The sequence below is a fragment of the Streptomyces sp. NBC_00536 genome, assembly GCF_036346295.1.
Taxonomy (GTDB): Bacteria; Actinomycetota; Actinomycetes; order Streptomycetales; family Streptomycetaceae; genus Streptomyces.
In genome coordinates this window covers 4,594,155-4,609,182 of the sequence record NZ_CP107819.1, presented here as the reverse complement: position 1 = coordinate 4,609,182, position 15,028 = coordinate 4,594,155, and the positions used below count along the sequence as shown (strand labels likewise).

Below are 15,028 nucleotides of genomic sequence, written 5' to 3'. Positions count from 1 at the left end.
TTAGGGGCCGGGGAGCGGAGGCGGAGCACCTCTATCCCCTATCCCCTATCCCCGCTTGCGCGTCTGCGAGCGGACCGCGCCCATGCTCGCCGCGATCACCAGGGCGATCGCCAGGGCGTCCGTCGTGGACAGGGCCTGGTGGAGGAGCAGGAAGCCCGCGGTCGCGGCGATGGCCGGTTCCAGGCTCATCAGGATCGCGAAGGTGGGCGCGGGCAGGCGCCGCAGGGCGAGCATTTCCAGCGTGTACGGAAGCACCGACGACATCAGCGCGACCCCTACGCCGAGGGCGAGGGTGCTGGGTACGAGCAGGGCCGGGCCCGCCTCGATGATGCCGAGCGGCAGCGACAGCACGGCCGCGACCGCCATCGCCAGCGCGAGGCCGTCGGCCTGCGGGAAGCGGCGGCCGGTGCGCGCGCTGAAGACGATGTACGCCGCCCACATGGCGCCCGCGCCCAGGGCGAACGCGGCCCCGGCCAGGTCGAGGGAGCCGAAGCCGCCGCCCCCGCCGTGGCCGGAGAGCAGCACGATGCCCGCCAGGGCGAGGCCCGCCCACAGCAGGTTCACCAGCCTGCGCGAGACGATCACGGACAGCGCGAGCGGTCCGAGGACCTCCAGCGTGACGGCCGGTCCGAGCGGGATCCGGTCCACCGCCTGGTAGAACAGCCCGTTCATGCCGGCCATGGTGATGCCGAAGGCCACCACCGTGTTCCAGTCGGAACGCGAGTACCCGCGCACCTTGGGCCGGCAGATCAGCAGCAGCACGATGGCGGCGGCCGCCAGCCGTAGCGTGACCACGCCCGCCGCCCCCGCGCGCGGCATGATCATGACCGCGAGCGCCGCGCCGAACTGCACCGAGAGCCCGGCCGAGACGACCAGCGCGACCGGCCCGAACCGGGTCGCCTTGGCGGCGGGCGGCGCGGGCGTCCCGGGAGTGCCAGGAGTGGTGGCGGCAGGGATCGTCGAGTGCGAGGACGGCGCGGAGGAGGGTGCGGACATCTCTCCAGGCTAAGGGGTTGGTAAGGAGTCTGCGACCGTGTCTTTCCTTACAAGATGACGAACAAGATCCCTTACAACCCCTCCGCCAGCAGCTCAGCCAGGTGCCGTGCCCGCCGCCCGCCCAGCTGGGCGATCTGGGTGCGGCAGGAGTAGCCGTCCGCGAGGACGGCGGTCTCCTCGCCCGCCGCCCGCAGGGCCGGGAGCAGCTGTTCCTCCGCGCAGGCCACGGACACCTCGTGGTGGCCCGGCTCGAATCCGAAGTTCCCGGCCAGCCCGCAGCACCCGCCGCTCAGCTCGCCGGTCAGCCCGGCCCGCTCGCGCAGCCGCCGCTCCGCGCCGTCGCCGAGGACGGCGTGCTGGTGGCAGTGGGTCTGTCCGGCCACCGGGCGCTCCAGCCGGGGCGGCCGCCACCGCGGGGCGCGTTCCTCCAGGACCTGGGCGAAGGTCCGTACCCCCGCGGCCAGCCGGGCCGCCCGCGGGTCGTCCGGGAGCAGCGCCGGGAGGTCGGTGCGCAGCGCCGCCGCGCAGCTGGGTTCCAGGACGACCACGGGAGCCCGTACGCCGTCCACCTCACCCACCTCACCCACCTCACCCACCGCGTCCACTACATCCAGCGTGCGCCGCAGCACCGCGCGCGCCCGGTCGAGGCGGCCGGTGGAGATGTAGGTGAGCCCGCAGCAGACGGCTCCCGGGCGGGCGCCCGGCCCGCCGGCCGGTGACACCCGCAGCCCAGCCGCCTCCAGGACCCGTACGGCGGCCCGCCCGACCTGCGGGGACAGGTACTCCGTGAACGTGTCGGGCCACAGCAGGACATCCGCACTCCCCAGTCCCGCACCGGAACCGGAACTGGAACCGGAACCAGAACCGGACCCGGAACCGGAGTCTCCCGAACCACCCGGCCACCCCCGGCTGAACGGCACCCGTGCCACCTCCGGCAGGCTCCGTTCCCGCGCGAGCCCCGGTACGCGCGCCACCCGCCCGGCCGCGTTGACCAGCGGGGCGGCGCGCAGTGCGGCGATGAGGCGCAGCCACCGCGGGAGGCCGCCCATCGTGTAGTGGGCCAGGGGCCTGATCCGGCCCGCCCAGTGCCGGTGCAGGAACTCGCTCTTGTAGGTGGCCATGTCCACGCCCACCGGGCAGTCGCTGAGGCAGCCCTTGCAGCCGAGGCACAGGTCGAGCGCTTCCCGTACCTCCTCCGAGCGCCACCCGCCGGTGATGATCTCCCCGGCCAGCATCTCGTGCAGCAGCCGGGCCCGGCCTCGCGTGGAGTGCCGTTCCTCGCCCGTGACCCGGTACGACGGGCACATGACGCCCACGCCGGGTTCCGTGGACCGGCACTTCGCGACCCCCACGCACCGCGCGACCTCCCCCGCGAGCCCCGTCAGCCCCTCCCCGCTCCCCAGCACCGCGAAGCGCAGGTTCTCGTCCAGCCGGGCCGGGCGCGCCAGCATGCCGGGGTTCATGCCGCCCGCCGGGTCCCACACGTCCTTGTACGCGCCGAAGAGCCGGACCACATCCGGTCCGTACATCTTCGGCAGGAGTTCGGCGCGGGCCTGCCCGTCGCCGTGCTCCCCGGACAGTGAGCCGCCGTGGGAGACGACGAGGTCGGCGAGTTCCTCGGAGAAGGTGCGGAAGCGGGCCACGCCCGCCGGGGTGACCAGGTCGAAGTCGATGCGGACGTGGACGCAGCCTTCGCCGAAGTGCCCGTACGGCGTTCCGCGCAGCCCGTGCGCCGCGAGCAGGGCGCGGAAGTCCCGCAGGTAGGCGCCGAGCCGGGCGGGCGGGACCGCGCAGTCCTCCCAGCCGGGCCAGGCCATCCGGCCGTCCGGGCCCCTGGTCGCGGTACCGGCCGCGTCCTCCCGGATCCGCCACAGCGCGCGCTGCCCGGCGGGGTCGGCGATCACCCGCGCGTCGAGCGCGTCGGCGGCCCGTACGGTCTCCCGCGCGGCCCCCGCGTCCCGTGTCTCCACGAACAGCCACGCACCGCCGCGCGGCAGCCCCAGGCCCCCAGCACCCACACCAGCAGCCCCCACCAGGTCGGCCGCCATCCCTTCCACGGTCAGCGGCCCGAGCGGCAGCAGCCCCGCGGCCGCGTCGGCCGCCGCGCTCTCGTCGGCGTACCCGAGGACCACGAGCACCGGCGCGCGCGGCGCTTCGACCAGGCGCACGACGGCTTCGGTCACCACCCCGAGCGTGCCTTCGCTCCCGCAGAAGGCCCGGGCCAGCCCGGTGCCCCGCTCGGGCAGCAGCGCGTCCAGTGCGTAGCCGGAGATCCGGCGCGGGAGTCCCCGGGGCATTCCGGTGCGCAGGGGGCCCAGGTTCCCGGCGATCAGTTCCGGCAGTCCGGCGGGGGCGCCCGCCCAGCCGGCGGCGATCCGGTGGGCGGCGCCGCCGTACGCCGTGACGGCCAGCTCGGTCACGTTGTCGGCGGTGGTGCCCCAGGCCACCGAGTGGGCGCCGCACGCGTTGTTGCCGATCATGCCGCCGAGGGTGCAGCGGGAGTGCGTGGACGGGTCGGGCCCGAAGGTCAGGCCGTACGGGCGCACCGCGTCCCGCAGCCGGTCGAGGACCAGGCCGGGCTGGACCACCGCCGTCCGCGCGTCCGGGTCCACCGACACCAGGGCGTTCATGTGCCGGGTCAGGTCGAGGACCACGCCCGTGCCGGTGGCCTGGCCCGCGATGGAGGTGCCGCCGCCGCGCGGCACGACCGGCACTCCGGCGGCGGCGCACACGCGCAGGGCCGCGGCCACGTCCTCGGCGTCGCGCGGGGCGACCACGCCGAGCGGGACCCGGCGGTAGTTGGAGGCGTCCATGGTGGTCAGCGCGCGGGCGGCGGCGCCGAAATCCACCTCTCCGCGCAGCTCGACCCGCAATGCCCGTTCAAGATCCCCGGTTGCCGTCACGACGGACACCTTCCCACCGGCGGCGGGTGTCTCACCGGGTGGACGCGCTTCGGAACAGCGCCCGGGGACCCGATACGCTCCGCTCGTGGCTGAGATCCAGATTCCCGCTGACATCAAGCCCGCCGACGGTCGTTTCGGCGCGGGCCCCTCCAAGGTGCGGACGGACGCGCTGGACGCGTTGGCCGCCACCGGTACTTCCCTCCTCGGTACCTCCCACCGACAGGCCCCGGTCAAGAACCTGGTCGGTTCGGTGCGCCAGGGTGTCCGGGACCTCTTCTCCCTTCCCGAGGGCTACGAGGTGATCCTGGGCAACGGCGGCTCCACCGCCTTCTGGGACATCGCGACCGCCGGGCTCATCGAGCGGAAGTCCCAGCACCTCACCTTCGGTGAGTTCTCGTCGAAGTTCGCGACGGCCGCGAAGCTCGCGCCGTGGCTGGACGCGCCGTCCGTGATCTCGTCCGAGCCGGGTACGCACCCCGAGCCGGTCGCCGAGGCGGGCGTGGACGTGTACGCGTACACGCACAACGAGACCTCGACGGGTGTCGCGGCGCCCATCAAGCGCGTCGCGGGCGCCGACGCGGGTTCGCTCGTCCTGGTGGACGCGACCTCGGGCGCCGGCGGTCTGCCGGTGGACATCACCGAGACCGACGTCTACTACTTCGCCCCGCAGAAGTCCTTCGCCTCCGAAGGCGGCCTGTGGCTGGCCGCGTTCTCCCCGGCGGCCCTGGAGCGCGCGGCCCGCGTGCACGCCTCCGGCCGGCACATCCCGGAGTTCTTCTCCCTGCCGACGGCGATCGACAACTCGGTCAAGAACCAGACGTACAACACCCCGGCGCTGTCCACCCTCTTCCTGCTGAACCAGCAGCTGGAGTGGATGAACGGCCAGGGCGGCCTGGACTGGGCGACCGGACGTACGTCGGCCAGCGCGGCCAACCTGTACGGCTGGGCCGAGGCGTCGAAGTACGCCGAGCCCTTCGTCACGGACCCGTCGAAGCGTTCCGCGGTCATCGGCACGATCGACTTCTCGGACGACATCGACGCGGCGGCGATCGCGAAGGTCCTGCGCGCCAACGGCATCGTGGACACCGAGCCGTACCGCAAGCTGGGCCGCAACCAGCTGCGCGTGGCAATGTTCCCGGCCATCGACCCGGCGGACGTACAGGCCCTCACCGCCTGCATCGACTACGTGATCGAGAAGCTCTGACCGTACGGTCCGCCTCGTGGCGAGGTACGCGGAACCCCTGGTGACACCACGTCACCAGGGGTTCCGCGTTTCCACGTTCCCCGCCGGGACTTTGGTCCCAAAAATTGGGGCAAAGGCGCCTTCAAGGGGAGATCCGGGCAGGGGGCTCCGCCTGCGGGTTTATGGGGCGGGACCTTTGGCAGGGTCCCCTCCCGGCTCCTCGGAGGGGTGCAACCGATCGACCCGGGATGTCCCTCATGTCTGGTGTGCCGGGAAAGAGCCCCCGGCCCGTTCAGGAGGAAATCCCATGCGCAAGGCACTTACCTTCTCGGCGATCGCCCTCGCCTCCTCGATGGCGCTGGCGGTCCCCACCGTCGCCTTCGCCGCCGATGCCGGTCCCTCGGCTTCGAGCAGCCCCAGCGCCAGCCCCGGCACCAGCACCGGCACCGGCACCCACTCCGCGCCCGTCGCCCTGAAGCTCTCGGCCTCCAGCGCCAAGACGGGGGACTCGATCCGGCTCTCGATGGAGGTCCCGGACGGTTCCACGAACCTCTCCATCTCCTCCAAGGCCCTCGACAACGTCAAGATGACCGATGGCCGGGGCGCCACCGCCACGGTCGCCAAGGTGTCCGCCGGGACCTACGGCGTCTCCCTCACCGGCACGGGCCCCGACGGCAAGAAGCTCCAGGCCTCCGCGCAGCTGACCGTCAAGGGCGACGCCCCGAAGCCGGGCGAGTCCACGCTCAGCCTGTCCAAGGACCACGGCAAGCCCGGCGACAAGATCGTCGTCACCGTGAAGACCACCGAGAAGAGCGCCTACGTCACGTCCGGCGCCTTCGGCGGCACGGTGAACCTGAAGAACGACGGCAAGGGCACCTGGACCGGCACCGCGACCGTCGCCAAGGACGTCAAGTCCGGCTACTACGGCGTCGACGCCTTCGCGGGCGGCAAGAAGTTCGACACCGTCAAGTTCTCCACCGAGGCCACCGAGGGCAACGGCGGCAAGAAGACCGACCCGAAGAAGATCACGCCGCTGAACCCGGGCGAGCACAAGAAGCCCAAGGGCTCCGTGAACACCGGGCAGGCTCCCGTCGGTTACGTCGCCGAGGACACCGCGAACCATGGCTGAGCGGCTCCTCCTCCGCCAGGGCGGCCGCGCGCGCCGCGCGGCCGCCCTGGCGGGCTCCGCCGGCCTCGCCGCCGTCCTCGTCACCGGCTGCGCCGGCAGCGGTGGTGACGGCAAGGCCGCCCCGGCGGGCGCTTCGAGCGCCTCGGTCCTGGAACCGTCCGTACCGGACCGGATCACGATCCCGGACATCAAGGTGGACGCCGCCCTCGACACCGTCGGCCTCGACGCCCAGGGCGTCATGCGGGAACCGGACTTCGCCAAGCCGAAGGACGCGGCCTGGTACAAGGAGGGCCCCACCCCCGGTGAGAAGGGTGCCGCGGCCGTCGTCGGCCACATGGACACCCCGCAGGCCCCCAAGGCCGTCTTCTTCAACCTCAAGGACCTGAAGAAGGACGAGAAGATCGAGATCCACCGGGCCGACGGCAGCACGGCCGTCTTCGCGGTGGACCACGTGGAGACGTACAAGAAGGACGCGTTCCCCACCGACACGGTGTACGGGGACACGCACGGCAAGGCCGAACTACGCCTGATCACCTGCGGCGGCAAGCTCACCGCGGACCGCCACTGGGACGCCAACGTCGTGGTCTTCGCCCACCTCACCGGCAAGGTGTAACCCCCTGACCAGCCGCGCGCGGCCCGGCGCGCCCGGGCCTCTCCGGCCGCGATACCTTCGGGGCTTCGGCATTCGGTGAATGCGGTACAGCTGGGAGGCAGCGGCGTGAGCGTGCGAGTAACGGCGGCCGAAGGCGGCGTGGACCCCTTCGGGACGGCCCGGCTGCGACGCGGAGTCCTCGATTCCTGGGGCGCGGGCCCGGCCCGGTTCCGGGAGGACGCCAACGCCGAGGAGGACCTGGCGCTCGGCGGCTACCGGGACCGGCTCGTCGTGGAGCTGGCCCAGAACGCGGCCGACGCGGCAGCCCGGGCCCACACCCCCGGGCGGCTGCGGCTCACCCTGCACTCCGGGGAGGGCGGTCACGGTGTCCTCGCCGTCGCCAACACCGGTGCCCCGCTGGACGCCACCGGCGTGGAGTCCCTGAGCACCCTGCGCGCCTCCGCCAAGCGCGAGGCCGCCGGGGAGCGGCCCGGCGAGAGCGCCTGGGAGAGCGTCGGGCGGTTCGGCGTCGGCTTCGCGGCCGTCCTCGCCGTGTCCGACGAGCCCGCCGTGGTCGGCCGGCACGGCGGCGTCCGCTGGTCCCTGGCCGAGGCCCGGGAGCTGGCCCGGGGCGCCTCCCAGGGCAGCCCCGGTCTCGGTGACGAACTGCGCCGCCGGGACGGGCACGTGCCGCTGCTGCGGCTGCCGTTGCCCGCCGAGGGCACCGCGCCCGACGGCTACGACACCGTGGTCATTCTGCCGCTGCGCGACCCGGCCGCCGCGGACCTCGTCGAGCGGCTGCTGGCCGGGATCGACGACGCGCTGCTGCTGACCCTGCCCGGGCTGGCCGAGGTGGTCGTGGAGACCCCAGCGGGCGTGCGGACCCTGCGCCGCCGCGAGGAGGGCCCGTACACGGTCATCCAGGACAGCGACGGTGACGGCGCGGGCGTGGGCGTGGGCGGGAACGGCTCCCGGCGCTGGCGGACCGTGCGCCACTCCGGGGCCATCGCCCGCGAACTCCTCGCGGACCGGCCCGTCGAGGAGCGGCTGCGGCCCGCCTGGACGGTGTCCTGGTCGGTGCCCGTCGACGCGGACGGTGCGCCCGTCCGCCCGGCCACCGCGCCGGTCGTGCACGCGCCGACCCCCACCGACGAGCCGCTCGGCATCCCCGCGCTGCTCATCGCGACCCTGCCGCTGGACACCGCCCGCCGCCACCCCGCGCCGGGGCCGCTGACCGACTTCCTGGTGCAGCGGGCCGCCGACGCCTACGCCGAACTCCTCGGCGCGTGGGAGCCGGTGAGCACCGCGCTGGTCGACCTGGTGCCCGGGCCGCTCGGCAAGGGCGAGCTGGACGGCGCGCTGCGGGCCGCCGTACTGGAGCGGCTGCCCCGGACGGCGTTCCTCGCCCCGGCCGCCGCGCCCTCCCCCGCGACCGGCGGGGACGCCGAGGGGGGCCGGGCCGCGCTGCGGCCCTTCGAGGCCGAGGTGGTGGAGGGCGCGGGCGCCGACACCGTACGGGTCCTGGCCGAGGTCCTGCCGACCCTGCTGCCCGCCGGGCTGGAGCGGCGCGCCGAGCTGCGCACCCTGGGCGTCGGCCGGCTCCCGCTGGGCGACGCCATCGAGCGGATCGCGGGCGCGGACCGGCCGCCGCGGTGGTGGTACCGGCTGTACGACACCCTCGCGGGCGTGGACCCGGACCGCCTGTCCGGGCTGCCGGTGCCGCTGGCCCCGGCGGACGGAGAAGCCGAAGACGCCGCGGCGGTACGGGACTTCGACGCCCCGGACCGCTTCGGCGGCCTCGATGACCTGGACGGATTCGACGGCCCGGAGCGGCCCGCCGCCTCCCGGATCCGGACCGCCATCGGCCCCCGGCACATCCTGCTCCCCGGCCCCGGCACCCCGGCCGGGCTGACCCGGCTCGGCCTCAAGGTGGCCCACCCGGACGCCGCGCACCCGCTGCTGGAGAAGCTGGGCGCGCTGCCCGCGACCCCGCGCGCCGTGCTGACCACCCCGCAGGTGCGGGCCGCGGTGGCCGGTTCGCTGGACGCGGGCGAGATCTGGGACGAGGACGCGCCGGACGCCGACGAGCTGGCCGACATCGTGCTCGGCCTGGTCCGTGACGCGGCCCTGGCGCCCGGCGACGAGCCGTGGCTGGGCGCCCTCGCACTGCCCGACGAGGACGGCGAACTCACCCCGGCCGGTGAACTCCTGCTCCCGGGCAGCCCGTTGGCCTCGGTGATCCGCGAGGACGAAATCCCCTACGTGGACGGTGAACTGGCCGCGAAGTGGGGTGCGGACGCGCTCACCGCCTGCGGGGTGCTCGCCGAATTCCAGCTGGTGCGGGCCACCGACGTGGTGCTCGACCCGGACGAACTGGAGCCGCGCGACGGGGACTTCGCCGAGCCGGACGACGCGGGGCTGCTGGACGCGGTCGACGTGTGGTGCGAGGACCTGCTCGACCAGTTCCCCGACACCCCGGTCCCGCCGGTCGCCACCGAGCTGATCGCCGTACGGGACCTGGACCTGGTCGATGACGACTGCTGGCCCCGCGCGCTGGCGATGCTCGCGCAGCCGCCGCTGCGGGACGCCCTGACCCAGCCCGTGCGCGTACTGCTCCCGGACGGCACCACGCAGTCCGTGCGCTCGTACACCGCGTGGTGGCTGCGCGATCACCCGGTGCTCGACGGCCGCCGCCCGGCCGGGCTGCGTTCGGCGGGCGGGGACCCGCTGCTCGCCGGGCTGTACGCCCCGGCCGACGCCACCGGTTTCGAGGACGAGCAGGTCCTGCGGGCGCTGGGCGTACGGACCTCCGTGGCCGCCCTGCTCGACGAACCCGGCGGCGCGGCCGAGCTGCTGGGACGGCTCGCCGACCCGGACCGCGAGGTGGGCGGGCACCAGCTGCACGCCCTGTACGGGGCGCTGGCCGACCTGGACCCCGAGCAGGTCACCCTGCCCGACGCGCTGCGCGCGGTGGTGGACGGGGAGGTGGTCGTGGTGGACGCGGCCGACGCGCTGGTGGCCGACGCCCCGGACCTGCTCCCGCTGACGGCCGGCCTGCCCCTGCTGCCGGTGGCCCCGGCGCGGGCCGCCGACCTGGCGGAGCTGCTCCAGGTGCGCCGCCTCTCGGACACGGTGGCGGCCGAGGTCGACGCCCCCGGCGAGGAGCACGACGTACCGGATTCGGTGCGCGTCCTGCTGGGCCCGGCCACTCCGGCGACGTACGTCGAGCACGAGGAGCTGCTCGCGGGCGGGGTCGAGCTGGACTGGCGGCGCACCCCGGACGGCACCCTGCACGCGGCCACCCTGGAGGGCGTGGCGGCGGGCCTGGCCTGGGCGGCGGGCCAGTGGCCGCGCCGCTTCGAGGTCGCGGCGCTGCTGGAGGACCCGTCGCGGACAGCGGAACTGGCCCGCGACCGCTGGTTCGACTGACCCCCGCCCCGCCCCGTGGCCCGGGCGGCCGCCCACTCCAGCCCGCCCCGTGGCCTGGGCAGGCACCCAATCCAGCCCGACCTCCTGCCCGGGGGCCGGGGCAGGCGCCCAATCCAGCCCGCCCGGCGATTGAGGGCCCGCCGGAGGCCCCACCCGGCCACGGCCCGGACACCCACCGGCACCCACACCGGCGCTCCGCCCGGTACGGCCTCCGGCGGCGCCTCAAACGCCGGCGAGGCTGGAATGGCGGGCCCCCGGGCCGGAGGCCGTCAGGCGGGGAAGCGGCGGTCGACCTGACGGAAGACGAACTCGATCAGGGCGGAGGCGGCCACCGCGATGCCGACGGCGGTCCACGGCATCGCGGCGCCCTCCAGCTTCAGCTGGAAGAAGTCCTGCAGCCACGGCACCACCAGGACGATCAGGAAGGCCCCGCCCATCGCGCCGACCAGCGCGACCCGCCACCAGGTGTACGGGCGGGCGATGATCGCCAGCACCCACATCGAGGTCAGGAACAGGGCCAGCGTCGCGGCGCTGGTCTCGGCCTTGAGGGAGTCCGCGCCGGTGTAGTGCGCGCGGGCGATCAGGTACGTCACGAAGGTGGCGACGGCCGCGATCACGCCGCCGGGGATGGCGTACCGCATGACGCGTTTCACGAAGTGCGGCTGGGCGCGCTCCCGGTTGGGCGCCAGGGCCAGGAAGAAGGCCGGGATGCCGATGGTGAGCGTGGACAGCAGGGTCAGGTGGCGCGGCAGGAAGGGGTACTCGACCTGGCTGCACACCACCAGGACGGCCAGCAGCACCGAGTAGACGGTCTTGGTCAGGAACAGGGTCGCGACGCGGGTGATGTTGCCGATCACCCGGCGGCCCTCGGCGACCACCGAGGGCAGGGTCGCGAAGCTGTTGTTGAGCAGCACGATCTGGGCGACCGCGCGGGTGGCCTCGGAGCCGGAGCCCATCGAGACGCCGATGTCGGCGTCCTTGAGCGCGAGGACGTCGTTGACGCCGTCGCCGGTCATGGCCACGGTGTGGCCCTTGGACTGGAGGGCGGCGACCATGTCGCGCTTCTGCTGCGGGGTGACCCGGCCGAAGACCGAGTTCTCGTCGAGGACCTTGGCCAGTTCCTCCCTGTCGGTCGGCAGGCTGCGGGCGTCGACGGTGTTCTCGGCGCCCGGCAGGCCCAGTTTGGCGGCGACCGCGCCGACCGAGACCGCGTTGTCGCCGGAGATGACCTTGGTGTGGACGTTCTGCTCGTCGAAGTAGCGCAGGGTGTCGGCGGCGTCCGGGCGCAGCCGCTGTTCCAGCACGACCAGGGCGGTCGGCCTCACGGCGCTGGTGACCTGCTCGTCGTCGAGTTCGCGGGCGGAGCGGGCGAGCAGCAGGACGCGCAGGCCCTGTTCGTTCAGCTCGTTGATCTCGTCGAGGGCGGGGTCGCCGACGGGCAGCAGGACGTCGGGGGCGCCGAGCAGCCAGGTGGAGTTCTCGCCGTCGCCCTCGCTGAAGCTGGCGCCGCTGTACTTGCGGGCGGAGGAGAAGGGCAGCGATTCGGTGCAGCGCCACTCCTCGCTGTCCGGGTAGGCGTCGATGATGGCCTGGAGGCTGGCGTTGGGGCGCGGGTCGGACTCGCCGAGGGCGCCGAGGACCTTCTTGACGTACGCCGCGTCCGCGCCGCCGAGCGGGCGCAGCTCGGTGACGTCCATGCCGCCCTCGGTGAGGGTGCCGGTCTTGTCGAGGCAGACGACGTTGACGCGGGCGAGGCCCTCGATGGCGGGCAGTTCCTGGACGAGGCACTGTTTGCGGCCGAGCCGGATGACGCCGATGGCGAAGGCCACGGAGGTGAGCAGGACGAGGCCCTCGGGGATCATCGGGACGATGCCGCCGACGGTGCGGGCGATGGAGTCCTTGAGGTTGGAGTCCTTGACGACGAGCTGGCTGATGATCAGGCCGATGGAGGTCGGGATCATCATCCAGGTGACGTACTTGAGGATGGTGGAGATGCCGGTGCGCAGCTCGGAGTGGACGAGCGTGAAGCGGGAGGCCTCTTCGGCCAGCTGGGCGGCGTAGGCCTCGCGGCCCACCTTGGTGGCGGTGAAGGCGCCGCCGCCCGCGACGACGAACGAGCCGGACATGACGGGGTCGCCGGGCTTCTTGAGGACCGGGTCGGCTTCGCCGGTGAGCAGGGACTCGTCGATCTCCAGGCCGTCGGCCTCGCCGGTGACGCCGTCGACGACGACCTTGTCCCCGGGGCCGAGTTCGATGACGTCGCCGAGGACGATCTCGGAGGTGGAGATCTCGGCGGTGGTGCCGTCGCGGCGGACGCTGGGTTTGGCCTCGCCGATGACGGCGAGGCCGTCGAGGGTCTTCTTGGCGCGCAGTTCCTGGATGATGCCGATGCCGGTGTTCGCGATGATCACGAAGCCGAAGAGGCTGTCCTGGATCGGCGCGACGAACAGCATGATCACCCAGAGCACGCCGATGATCGCGTTGAACCGGGTGAAGACATTGGCCCGGACGATGTCCGGGGTGGAGCGCGAGGAGCGCACGGGGACGTCGTTGACTTCGCCGCGGGCGACGCGTTCCGCGACTTCGGCGGTGCTCAGACCACCGGCCCGGAACCGGGGTGCGGGCGGGGACACCGGGTGCACCGGATCCAGCTCCGCCCCTGCGTCGATGGCGGTGGTGCCGGCGTTGGTGCCGCCCGGCTCCGGCCCGTCGGAATCGATCCTCGCCCGCTGCGTCATGCTTTCGACGGTAAAGGGCGTTCGAACGGTTCACCCGCCGAGCGGTCCGAAGATCCGACTTCGGGATGAGGGGAATCGTCCCTTGGTACGCCCTTTACCCGGCGGTCTGGTTCCCCGGGGGGTTGACCACGGCCGTTTCCGCCTGTTCGGCCGCCAGGGCGGCCGCCGCGGCTTCCGCCGCGTGCCGCTTGAGGGCCGCGTCGCGCCCGCGGACGTACCAGATGCCGATCAGGCCGAGGACTCCGCCGGCCGCGCAGCACCACACCCACCACAGCAGGTCGCGGTCCGCGAACCAGCCGTAGAAGGGCAGCTGGACGAGGAAGAGCGCGAACCAGAGGATCGTGCCACCGGTGACGGTCGCGACGATCGGGCCCTCCAGGGGCTCGGGCGCCTCGTGCTGTGCGGTCCATTTCGCCATGTCACCAGTCTATTGGGCGGCCGCGCGGGCCGGTCCGGGGCCCGCAGTCGGTCGCACTGGCCCAAGTGCCGCATGGCTCTACGCGCGGAGATGGACGCCACACTTCTCATCTGTTCATACTGAAACGGTTTGCCTGTGACGGGATTCGTTCGTACGAACCCACCGAAACGAACCAGTTTGAGGACCGCATGAGCACCTCGGCACCCGCCGCGGCCCCCACTCCGACGCCCACCAACGGCGTCGACCGCTACTTCAAGATCTCGGAGCGCGGTTCCACCGTCGCCCGCGAGGTCCGGGGCGGCTTCGCCACGTTCTTCGCGATGGCGTACATCATCGTGCTGAACCCGATCATCCTCGGCAGCGCGAAGGACATGTACGGCCACCAGCTCGACGGCGGCCAGCTGGTCACCGCCACCGTGCTGACCGCGGCCTTCTCCACCCTGCTGATGGGCGTCATCGGCAACGTGCCGATCGCCCTGGCGGCCGGCCTCGGCGTGAACACCGTCGTGGCCCTCCAGCTCGCCCCGCGGATGAGCTGGCCCGACGCCATGGGCATGGTGGTCCTGGCCGGCTTCGTCGTGATGCTGCTGGTCGCCACCGGACTGCGCGAGCGCGTCATGAACGCCGTGCCGCTGGGCCTGCGCAAGGGCATCGCGATCGGCATCGGCCTCTTCATCATGCTGATCGGCCTGGTCGACTCGGGCTTCATCTCCCGCATCCCCGACCTCGCGCACACCACGGTCCCGCTCCAGCTGGGCGGCAACGGCCACCTGCACGGCTGGCCCGTGCTCATCTTCGTCGTCGGCGTCCTGCTCACCCTCGCGCTGATCATCCGCAAGACGCCCGGCGCGATCCTGATCTCGATCGTGGCCATGACCGTCGTCGCGGTCGTCGTACAGCTGGTCACCAAGCTGCCGAACGAGGCCTGGGGCCTGACGGTCCCCGAACTGCCGGGCAACCCGGTGGCCGCCCCCGACTTCGGACTCGTCGGCGAGGTCAGCCTGTTCGGCGGCTTCGGCAAGGTCGGGATGCTGACCGGCATCCTCTTCGTCTTCACCGTGCTGCTGTCCTGCTTCTTCGACGCGATGGGCACGATCCTCGGCGTCGGCGACGAGGCCAAGCTCATGGACAAGGACGGCAACTTCCCCGGCATCAACCGGGTCCTGTTCATCGACGGCCTCGCCGTCGCGTCCGGCGGAGCGACCTCCTCCTCGGCCACCACCTGCTTCGTGGAGTCCACGGCGGGAGTCGGCGAGGGCGCCCGTACGGGCCTGGCGAACGTGGTCACGGGCGGTCTCTTCGCGGTGGCGCTGTTCCTCACCCCGCTCGCCACGATGGTCCCGTCGCAGGCCGCGACCCCCGCACTGCTGGCAGTCGGCTTCCTGATCCTGGCGGGCTCGGTCAAGGACATCGACTGGAGCGACTTCACCATCGGCGTCCCCGCCTTCCTGGCGATGACGATGATGCCCTTCACCTACTCGATCACCAACGGCATCGGCATCGGCTTCGTGAGCTTCTGCGTGCTGCGGCTGGCGACCGGCCGGGGCCGCGAGGTCCCGGCGGCCATGTACATCGTGTCGGCGGTGTTCGTCTTCTACTACGCGATGCCCGCGCTGGGCCTCACGTAGGCACGGCAAGGC

The 15,028-nt window shown here is 73.1% G+C and carries 9 protein-coding genes; 5 read left to right on the top strand and 4 right to left on the bottom strand.

The window, feature by feature from the left end:
* Window positions 1-45: 45 nt before the first annotated feature.
* Window positions 46-996: an EamA family transporter gene (locus tag OHS33_RS20290; RefSeq protein ID WP_330331823.1), complete on the bottom strand. Its 951-nt coding sequence runs from the start codon at window positions 994-996 to the stop codon at window positions 46-48.
* Between the two features lie 71 nt (window positions 997-1,067).
* Window positions 1,068-3,899 (bottom strand): FAD-binding and (Fe-S)-binding domain-containing protein, encoded by a 2,832-nt coding sequence (locus OHS33_RS20285; protein ID WP_443065327.1) that lies wholly within the window; start codon window positions 3,897-3,899, stop codon window positions 1,068-1,070.
* Window positions 3,900-3,984: 85 nt separating this feature from the next.
* On the opposite strand from OHS33_RS20285, the gene serC reads away from it, so the two are divergent.
* The 4 genes from serC to OHS33_RS20265 all read left to right on the top strand — a co-directional run bounded on the left by serC (window position 3,985) and on the right by OHS33_RS20265 (window position 10,232).
* On the top strand, window positions 3,985-5,103 hold the full coding sequence (serC, locus tag OHS33_RS20280; protein ID WP_330331822.1) for a phosphoserine transaminase: 1,119 nt from the start codon (window positions 3,985-3,987) through the stop codon (window positions 5,101-5,103).
* 286 nt (window positions 5,104-5,389) lie between these two features.
* Window positions 5,390-6,211 (top strand): hypothetical protein, encoded by an 822-nt coding sequence (locus OHS33_RS20275; RefSeq protein ID WP_330331821.1) that lies wholly within the window; start codon window positions 5,390-5,392, stop codon window positions 6,209-6,211.
* On the top strand, window positions 6,204-6,824 hold the full coding sequence (locus OHS33_RS20270) for a class F sortase (RefSeq protein ID WP_330331820.1): 621 nt from the start codon (window positions 6,204-6,206) through the stop codon (window positions 6,822-6,824). The genes OHS33_RS20275 and OHS33_RS20270 overlap by 8 nt, the downstream gene beginning before the upstream one ends.
* Window positions 6,825-6,929: 105 nt before the next feature.
* Window positions 6,930-10,232: a sacsin N-terminal ATP-binding-like domain-containing protein gene (locus tag OHS33_RS20265; protein WP_443065326.1), complete on the top strand. Its 3,303-nt coding sequence runs from the start codon at window positions 6,930-6,932 to the stop codon at window positions 10,230-10,232.
* A gap of 269 nt (window positions 10,233-10,501) precedes the next feature.
* Here OHS33_RS20265 and OHS33_RS20260 read toward each other — a convergent pair whose 3' ends face one another.
* On the bottom strand, window positions 10,502-12,970 hold the full coding sequence (locus tag OHS33_RS20260) for a cation-translocating P-type ATPase (protein ID WP_330331819.1): 2,469 nt from the start codon (window positions 12,968-12,970) through the stop codon (window positions 10,502-10,504).
* 94 nt (window positions 12,971-13,064) lie between these two features.
* Complete coding sequence (locus tag OHS33_RS20255) at window positions 13,065-13,388, bottom strand: DUF2530 domain-containing protein (protein ID WP_330331818.1); 324 nt, start codon at window positions 13,386-13,388, stop codon at window positions 13,065-13,067.
* Between the two features lie 188 nt (window positions 13,389-13,576).
* Between OHS33_RS20255 and OHS33_RS20250 the strand changes: the two genes are divergently transcribed.
* Complete coding sequence (locus OHS33_RS20250) at window positions 13,577-15,016, top strand: NCS2 family permease (protein WP_330331817.1); 1,440 nt, start codon at window positions 13,577-13,579, stop codon at window positions 15,014-15,016.
* Window positions 15,017-15,028: the final 12 nt, after the last annotated feature.

Coding starts and splice junctions, on each gene's coding strand:
- OHS33_RS20290 (WP_330331823.1), bottom strand. CDS start 996: ATGTCCGCACCCTCCTCCGCGCCGTCCTCGCACTCGACGATCCCTGCC.
- OHS33_RS20275 (WP_330331821.1), top strand. CDS start 5,390: ATGCGCAAGGCACTTACCTTCTCGGCGATCGCCCTCGCCTCCTCGATG.
- OHS33_RS20270 (WP_330331820.1), top strand. CDS start 6,204: ATGGCTGAGCGGCTCCTCCTCCGCCAGGGCGGCCGCGCGCGCCGCGCG.
- OHS33_RS20260 (WP_330331819.1), bottom strand. CDS start 12,970: ATGACGCAGCGGGCGAGGATCGATTCCGACGGGCCGGAGCCGGGCGGC.
- OHS33_RS20255 (WP_330331818.1), bottom strand. CDS start 13,388: ATGGCGAAATGGACCGCACAGCACGAGGCGCCCGAGCCCCTGGAGGGC.
- OHS33_RS20250 (WP_330331817.1), top strand. CDS start 13,577: ATGAGCACCTCGGCACCCGCCGCGGCCCCCACTCCGACGCCCACCAAC.